Source organism: Catellatospora sp. NPDC049609 (assembly GCF_040675365.1).
In the GTDB taxonomy this organism is placed as follows: Bacteria; Actinomycetota; Actinomycetes; order Mycobacteriales; family Micromonosporaceae; genus Catellatospora.
This window is the reverse complement of sequence record NZ_JBFAOU010000096.1, coordinates 22626-30086: the sequence shown is the minus strand read 5'-3', so window position 1 is coordinate 30086 and position 7461 is coordinate 22626. Positions and strand designations below refer to the sequence as shown.

The window sequence follows — 7461 nt, the reverse complement described above, 5'->3', positions numbered from 1 at the left end:
CCCGCCGGCACGGCCGCGGCCCCCGAGCCCGGCACGGTCGAGCGCGGTCAGCTCGACGCCGGGTGTCGCGGCTCTGCCATGCCCGAACCCCACTCCGGAGTGTGACAACCATGCCTTCGCGACCCGCCTTCGCGTCCCGCCTGCTCCTCAGAACCAGCATCGTGGCGCTGTCCGCCGCCGCGGCCGTACTGCTGCACGGCTCACCGTCGGCCGCACACGTGACGGTCACCCCGTCGACCGCCACGGCCGGCGGCTACGGCACCTTCTCCTTCAAGGTGCCCAACGAACGCCCGACCGCGTCGACGACCCGGCTTGAGGTCGTGTTCCCCACCGAGCATCCGGTCACCGCGGTCTCGGTGCGGCCCATGCCGGGCTGGACCATCACCGTGAACCGGCAACCGGCGACCACCGCGACGCCCGCCGCCGGCGAGCACGCCGCGGCGGCGCCCGTCACGTCGATCGTCTGGCAGGACGGCGCCGTCGGCCCGGGAGAGTTCCAGCTGTTCGACGTCTCCGTCGGGCCACTGCCCAAGTCGCCGACCACCCTGATGTTCAAGGCGCTGCAGACGTACTCCGACGGTGAGGTCGTGCGCTGGATCGACCCGCCCGCCGAGGCCGGAGCGCCACGGCCGGAACATCCCGCACCCGTGGTGACCGTGGCGACGTCCGGTGGGCTGACCCCCGCAGCCGCCGATCCGGTCAGCCGCGTGCTGGGCTGGACGGGCGTCGGCGCCGGGCTGGCAGCCCTGCTGCTCGCGGTCGCCGCGCTGCGGCGACGGGGCCGGCCCGCGACCACCGCCGGCGGCGGCTCCGACGTGCCGGCGCGGGCCAACGGGCGCGCGACCGGCGTGCCGGCGGGCGCCGGATCACGAGCAGGGCGGCCCTGATGGCGGCGACGTTGCCGGCGCGGCCCAGGCTGCGGCAGGTCGCCACGGTCCTGGCGGCGGTGCTCCTCGGCATCATTCCCGCGCTGTGGCCGGCACCCGCGTGGGCACACGCGTACCTGGTGGCCAGCACCCCCGCCAACGGCGCCGTGCTGGCAACGTCGCCCGATCAGATCGTGCTGCAGTTCAGCGAGCCGGTCTCGGTCGGTCTCGGCGAGGTCCGCCTGCTCGACGCCGCCGGCGCGGCCGTCGCGACCGAGCCGCCCGTCCAGCCGCCGGGCGACCCGACGACCATCGTGGTCGGCATCCGCGACGGCCTCGCCTCGGGCGTGCACACCCTCGGCTGGCGGGCGTTGTCCGCCGACACCCATCCCATCGAGGGGGCCTTCGCGTTCACCGTCGGCGCCGGTGTACCGGCCGCGACCCCGCCGGCGACGGGCGGTGTGCCCGGGACGGGCGGGGGAGCGGTCGATCTGGTGTACCTGCTCGCGAGATGGTCGGCCTTCGTGTCTTTGGCGCTGCTCGGCGGAGCCGCGCTGTTCACGGCGTGGTTGTGGCCCGCCGGAGCCCGGTTGCGCCGGGTGCGTCGCATGCTGTGGGGCGGGTGGACGGCGCTGGCGACCAGCACGATGCTGTGCCTGCTGTGTTATGCGGCATCCGCCCGCGGCGTCGGGTTGGACGCGGCGCTGGACGCGGGCCTGCTGCGGCAGACCCTGGGGACGCGGGCGGGCGCGGCGCTGGCCGTGCGGCTCGCGCTGCTGATCCTGCTCGCCCCCGCGCTGGTACTGCTGGTCAGGCAGGCCCGCGCCCGCGCGCTCGGCAACCGGGGGCTCGCCGTGGCCGGCGTGCTCGTCGCGGTCACGGCGTTGGCGGCCACCTGGAGCACCGCCACGCACAGCAGCGCCGGCACGGACGCCTGGCTGGCGGTCTCGATGGACGTCGTCCACCTGGTCGCGATGAGCGTGTGGTTGGGCGGGCTCGCCGTGCTCGCCGGCGCCCTGCTTCCCTTACGCGACCTCGCCGCCCTGCGGACAGCCGTTCCCGTCTTCTCCCGCGTCGCCCTCGGGTGCGTGGGGGTCCTGGTGCTGACCGGCGTCTACGCCGGATGGCGGCAGGTGCGCTCGGTGGCCGCGCTCGGCGGCACGACCTACGGCCACCTCCTGCTGGCGAAGCTCGGCCTGGTGGTGCTGCTCGTCGCGCTCGGCGCGGCGGCCAGGTCCTGGGTCCGCCGGCACTACGCCGCTGACCGGGCTGACCGCGCGGCGCGCGGCGCGCACAGCGGCCCCGATGCCGAGCAGGTCTTCCGGCTGCGCCGGCAGACGGTCGTCGAGACCGCGGTCGCGATCGCGGTGCTGGGGCTGTCGAGCGTGCTCGTGACGACCCAGCCGGCGGGGGCCGCGCTCGCCGCCGGGCAGGCCGCTGCCGCCCGGCGCACCTCACCGCCCGCTTCGGCTCCGGCTCCGGCTCCGACGCGGGTGCCCTTCCGCGCGGGCGGGGTGAGCGGGTCCGTCGTCGTGCAGCTGGAACCGGCACGGGTGGGTCGTGCGGTGCTGCACCTCTCGGTGCTCGACGACGCGGGCAATCCCCTCGACGTGCCGGAGGTGCGTGTCGCGTTCAGCCTGGCGGAGCCGGCGGTCGGCCCGATGCCGGTGGACGTGGGCACCGGCCGGCTGGGCCACTATGCGGCACTGGCCACAGTGCCGCTGCCGGGCCGGTGGGAGGTCGCGGTGACCGTGCGGACCTCGGAGATGGACCAGACCACCGTGCGGTTCACCGTGGAGGTGCAGCCCTAACGCTTCTGCCTGGCCCTGGGTCAGGGTCGCGCGTGTCATCGCGGCACCACCTCACCGGCTTCCGGCATGGCGGCCGGGCAGTCCGGAGCCGCGCAGTCGCGGCGGCGGCGGTGGATGCGGAAGTCGTTCGCGCTCATCCGCACCACACTTACCCGCGGCCGCAGAGGGCTGCGCCGCCAGTACGCGTGGTCCGCGGCCGCCGCCCGTAGGGCATCGGCCTCGGTCAGCCGGGGCGATACGAACTCGTGCGTGCGCCAGTCTGGCCAGTCGCGGCGTACCGCGAATATCTCGAAGGAGTCGAGTACGCGGCGTCGCACCATGCCGTACCAGCCGGTGCCCACCAACAGCCCAGCCATGTCCGGACCTCCCCGCCAGACGAGAATGGAAGGTCGGCGGGCACGATTGCCCGCCCACCGGCGCCGGCCGCGGCAGGCGACTTCAGACGCGGCAGGGCCTCACACCCATTGACGGCGACCTCGGCGCCAAGGTCGATACCCGAGATGCAGACTGCGGGCGATGTCTGCATCGGTGGCATTCGTCGGGAACACGCGTGTGGCCGCGATCGGCGGCGGGGGAGCGGGGAGCAGAATTGGGAGCACGGCCGCTCCCCGAACGGACGCCGAACGGCGCCAAGGGGCGTCGAACAGCGTTGATCATGGTTTGGTGGGCTCGGTGGTCGCACGACTCGGGTCAAGGGCCCTCGGCCGCCGGGCACCGAGTTAGTTGTTCAGGCGGGCCAGTCCGGCGCGCCAAGGCTCGGAATGATCTAGACAAAGCGGTCTGATCACCCGTTCGAACCGCCATGAAACGGACACGGGGGCCGTGTGCGCACCCCGGTTCAGAGTGCGCTACGCTGTACGGGCTGCCGCGGTGAGAGATCATCTCGGCAACGGGCTGTAGCGCAGCTTGGTAGCGCACTTGACTGGGGGTCAAGGGGTCGTCGGTTCGAATCCGGCCAGCCCGACAGCGTAAAAGCGAAGGCCTTGACCGGCATAATTGCTGGTCAAGGCCTTCGCCATATGCGCGATGGACGCTGTTAGCCGTGGTTGGTCATGATCGCTGGGGGACCAGTTGGGGACCAGGACACCATCGTGACACTTCCAAGGTGTGCGCTGAGTGACGCTCCGGCTGCGTCGAGTGCCCTCCTGTCGGGGTGTAGGTAGCGCTGCGTCGTGGTGAGCGAGCCGTGTCCGGCGATCTTGCGGAGGACGTGAACGGGCACGCCCGCGTCGGCCATCCAGGTGAGTCCGGTGTGCCGGAGGTCGTGGCGGCGTAGGTGCTCGAACCCCAGCTCCTTCACCACGTCGTCCCAGTGGGTCGCGTCCCGGAGAACAGCGGTGGTGATCCGGCCGCCGCGCGGGCCGCTGAACAGACGCGCATCGTCATCGGCGGCGGCATCCATGCGTGCCGCGACCAGCGGTCTGATCTCGGCGATGATGGGGACTCGGCGTGCCCGCTTGCCCTTCGTTCCCTTGTCGATCAGCCCGCCTGGCCCGGCAGTCGTCTGGCGCCGGACGGTCCAGATCCAGGTGTCGCGGTCGATGTCCGCCCTGCGTACGCCCGACACCTCGCCGATGCGCGCCGCAGTGCCGGCGGCGAACTTGACGACCTCTCCCCAGCCCGCGAAACGTCCCAGCGACCGGTTGACTAGGGCATCCGCCAGGGTCGTGACCGCCTGCCAGTTGGGCAGTGCGAGAGAGCGCGGGTCATCAAGCTCGTCTTCCGCCAGGCGGTACTCCCGCTGCCAGCCGACGACGCGAGCGGGGTTGCGCTCGATGATGCCGTCACGAACGGCCTGCTCCATGACTCGGACCAGAATTGCCAGGCTGTTCTTGACGGTCGATCGGCTGCATTCGTCAGCTATCCAGCCGTACACGGCGCGGTCGACGATGCCGTTCGTGATGGAGCGGGTGGGGAGGTGTCCGAGAGTGGGCACCACCCGCTTCTTCCATCCGGCCATGTAGGGGTCCAGCGTTTTCAGTTCCAGGCCCCGGGTGGCGAGTGGCATCACCCGCTCGCCGTAGGTGGCCAGGTCCGAGGTGGCGGTATCGGGACTGACTCCGCCCGTCGCCTTATGCCGCAGCCCGGCAATCCACTTCTCGGCGCTGGGCAGGTCATCGAACGATTCCGACTTGGAGCGGCGCTGTCCATCCGACCACCAGCGCACCCGTGCTCGATATGCCTTCGGCTTGTCCGGTCGGTGCTCGATGTCGGCCGACAGGTCGAGTCCGATGGGCAGGTTCTCTGGCTGGCTCAATTGGCGACTCCGGGAACGATGCGGCGCGCGGTCAGCCAGTGCTGAACGTCTTCGGTGCTGTAGACCGTGACGCGCTCCGACAGGTTGATGAACGGGGGGCCTTGCAGGGGTTGTGCGGTTCTCCAGCGCCGTACGGTGGACGGATCGACCTGGAGGACGGCGGCGAGTTCCTCGGTGCTGATAAAGGGCTTGGTGAACGTGACCACGCTGCGATCGGTCTGCTCTGGGCGCAGGGCGACGGGCAGTGGAGCGGAAACCGGCTCAGGGCAACGCTGAGACAAGATCTCGGCTCCGTGGGTACAGAGAGCAGCGCGGTGTACGACGGTGCGGGCGCGGACGTGGCGTCGAGGTGCCCACGGCGTGGTCACTTGTCCCCCTCGATGACGTAAAGCCGGGGGGTATCCGTCCCAACCGTCCCAACCGTCCCATCGCAGGTCAGCCCTGGGACGGTTGTTTTCGTGGGACGGTTGGAACCGTCCCAGCCGGAGAACCGTCCCGCCTCTGAGCTGGGTGGGGACGGTTGGGACGGTTGGGACGCTTGCCCCTGCCTGTTCGGGACATCGGGTGCGCAGTAGCGGTCCCATGCGTCGGCGAACGATGCGCGGGTGTAGCCCTTGGCCTGTCCGGTGGGGAAGCGGATGTTGCCCGCCGAGCGGACCTCGAACTCGCGCAGCATCACGCCCAGGCGGTGGGGTGTGAGGTCTGGCCATGGCGACTCGTCCATGGCGCGGAGCTGGGCGATGATGTCGGCGGTGGGCAGTGCTTCGGCGTCGGCGGTGGTGAAGATGCTGCGGCAGTCGGTCAGCAGCCGTATGCGGTCGCTGGTCGCGCCGTTCTCCTCCTTGGCGCCGGTCAGGGTGACGGCGGCGGTGCGTGCGCGGATGGGCCAGTCGCCTCCGGCGAGGTCGGCCAGGGCGATGAGTGGTTCCCAGGTGTCGGCGGCGCGGTCTTCGACCGGCATGACGGGTTCGGCGGCGCGCAGTACGTCGAGGTTGCCGAGTAGCCATTCGCTCAGTTCTGCGCCGATGGCTTCGACCATGGGCCGGTCGCGCATGATGCGCCAGGGTTTGACCTTCTCGCGGCCGGCGCGGCGGCGCATGTGCACGACCACGGCCCGGTCCTCGATGGTGTCGGGGGCGGCGCCGATGCCTGCCATGGCGGCCATGGCGAAGGTGGCGATCTTCTCGACGCGTTGGGTGTTGGCGTCGTAGCGCAGGGCGGGGCGGTTGCGCTGGTGGCCTGCGTTGAGCAGGCCGCGCAGGTCTTCGGCCGAGCCTGCTGCGGCGGGGCCGAAGATGGTGTCGTACTCGTCGATGAGCAGGGTGGGTGGGTTGTCGGTGCCGATGGCCCGGTACACGGCGGCCGGGCTGGCGTTGACGGTGATCAGCGGGTTGTGGCAGGCGGCTTCGACCAGGTCGAGCAGCCGGGACTTGCCGCAGCGCTTCTCCGGTGCCCGGATAACGAGCCGGGGCGCGCACGCCCATGAGGGAAGCGCGTAGGTCGCCGCGATCCACAGCACCACGGCGTCCAGCGATTCGGTGCTGGGCAGGATCACGTACTGGGCGATGGTGGCGCGCAGGCGGTCGAGCAGCGCGGCGCCGTCGATGGCGGGCCGGGGCTTCTTCGGTCGGGTCACAGTGTCACTCCTTCGGCGGCGAATCCTTCGCGGATGGCGTTGGGGGTGGACTTGGCCCAGGGCCAGCCTGCGGCGTCGCAGGCGGCCACGAGCCGGTCATAGGCTTGCGTGCTGGTCATCTGGCCTGCGGCGACCATGCGGGCGGCGCCGCGGGCGCAGCCGAACAGCGTCACGCGTCGTCGGCCGTTCGGGGCCTGGTGAATCCGGGCAGCGAGGGCATCCATGAGCCGGTCGGGGTAGGAGGCGGCCCCCCCGCTGCGCGGGGGTGTGGCGTGGCCGGCATGTTGGGGCGGGTGGCGCCGAATCTCGGTCAGGCACGCGCTGACCAGTGCGGGGGCCGCCTCCTCTATGCGCGCCCCCTTGTCGGCCCACGTGTACGGACGGCCGGTGACCGGATGCCGTGAGGGCGGTGCCACGACGTAGCCGCCGTCCGCCTTCACATCGATACCGGGACCGAGCCGGATGCCCTGGTCACTGGGGATACGGATGCCGCCGGGGTGGCGGTAGTACAGGTGCAGCCCGCCGGAGCCGGTACGGACGTACCTGGTCGGCGGGGTCAGCCCTCGCGATATCAGGGCTTCCAGCGACGCCGTACCGCCGTGGGCGGGGTCGATGTCGATGACGACCAGGCCGGAGGCGGTGCCGGTGCGGATGGCGAGCAGCCCGCGCGGCACGGCGGCCAGCATCGCTGCGATGCGGTCGGGGTCAGTGCTGGCCGCGTAGAACCCGTGGCAGGTCAAGCAGGGGCAGGCCTGCGGGTCGTGTGGCGTGCGCGCCTTCCTGGCCGCGTCGCACGGCCCGCAGAGCGCTACGGGCCGTTTGGTGCGGCCGAGCCAGAAGACGGGCCAGCCGTTGGCGGCGTAGCGCAGCGCAGCCGCCAACAGGGGGTGA

7 protein-coding genes and 1 tRNA gene are annotated in these 7461 nt (G+C 71.7%); 3 read left to right on the top strand and 5 right to left on the bottom strand.

What is annotated here, in order from left to right:
• Positions 1–110: 110 nt before the first annotated feature.
• Both AB0J67_RS24465 and AB0J67_RS24460 read left to right on the top strand, forming a co-directional pair.
• Positions 111–887: a YcnI family protein gene (locus AB0J67_RS24465; RefSeq protein ID WP_363485764.1), complete on the top strand. Its 777-nt coding sequence runs from the start codon at positions 111–113 to the stop codon at positions 885–887.
• Positions 887–2677, top strand: a complete 1791-nt coding sequence (locus AB0J67_RS24460) for a copper resistance protein CopC (protein ID WP_363485763.1) — start codon at positions 887–889, stop codon at positions 2675–2677. The genes AB0J67_RS24465 and AB0J67_RS24460 overlap by 1 nt, the downstream gene beginning before the upstream one ends.
• Positions 2678–2712: 35 nt before the next feature.
• On the opposite strand, the gene AB0J67_RS24455 is transcribed toward AB0J67_RS24460, so the two are convergent.
• On the bottom strand, positions 2713–3033 hold the full coding sequence (locus AB0J67_RS24455; protein ID WP_363485762.1) for a hypothetical protein: 321 nt from the start codon (positions 3031–3033) through the stop codon (positions 2713–2715).
• Between the two features lie 534 nt (positions 3034–3567).
• On the opposite strand from AB0J67_RS24455, the gene AB0J67_RS24450 reads away from it, so the two are divergent.
• Positions 3568–3641 (top strand) — tRNA-Pro (locus AB0J67_RS24450).
• A gap of 72 nt (positions 3642–3713) precedes the next feature.
• On the opposite strand, the gene AB0J67_RS24445 is transcribed toward AB0J67_RS24450, so the two are convergent.
• The 4 genes from AB0J67_RS24445 to AB0J67_RS24430 form a co-directional block, all read right to left on the bottom strand.
• The gene (locus tag AB0J67_RS24445; protein ID WP_363485760.1) at positions 3714–4934 is read right to left on the bottom strand and encodes a site-specific integrase; all 1221 of its coding nucleotides are present in this window, start codon (positions 4932–4934) and stop codon (positions 3714–3716) included.
• Entirely contained in the window at positions 4931–5140 is a 210-nt protein-coding gene (locus AB0J67_RS24440; protein WP_363485759.1) for a helix-turn-helix domain-containing protein, read from the bottom strand. Before AB0J67_RS24440 ends, AB0J67_RS24445 begins: the two co-directional genes overlap by 4 nt.
• Positions 5141–5298: 158 nt before the next feature.
• Entirely contained in the window at positions 5299–6489 is a 1191-nt protein-coding gene (locus AB0J67_RS24435) for a DUF3631 domain-containing protein (RefSeq protein ID WP_363485758.1), read from the bottom strand.
• A 77-nt stretch (positions 6490–6566) separates the two neighbouring features.
• The gene (locus AB0J67_RS24430) at positions 6567–7451 is read right to left on the bottom strand and encodes a bifunctional DNA primase/polymerase (protein ID WP_363485757.1); all 885 of its coding nucleotides are present in this window, start codon (positions 7449–7451) and stop codon (positions 6567–6569) included.
• Between the last annotated feature and the right edge of the window lie 10 nt (positions 7452–7461).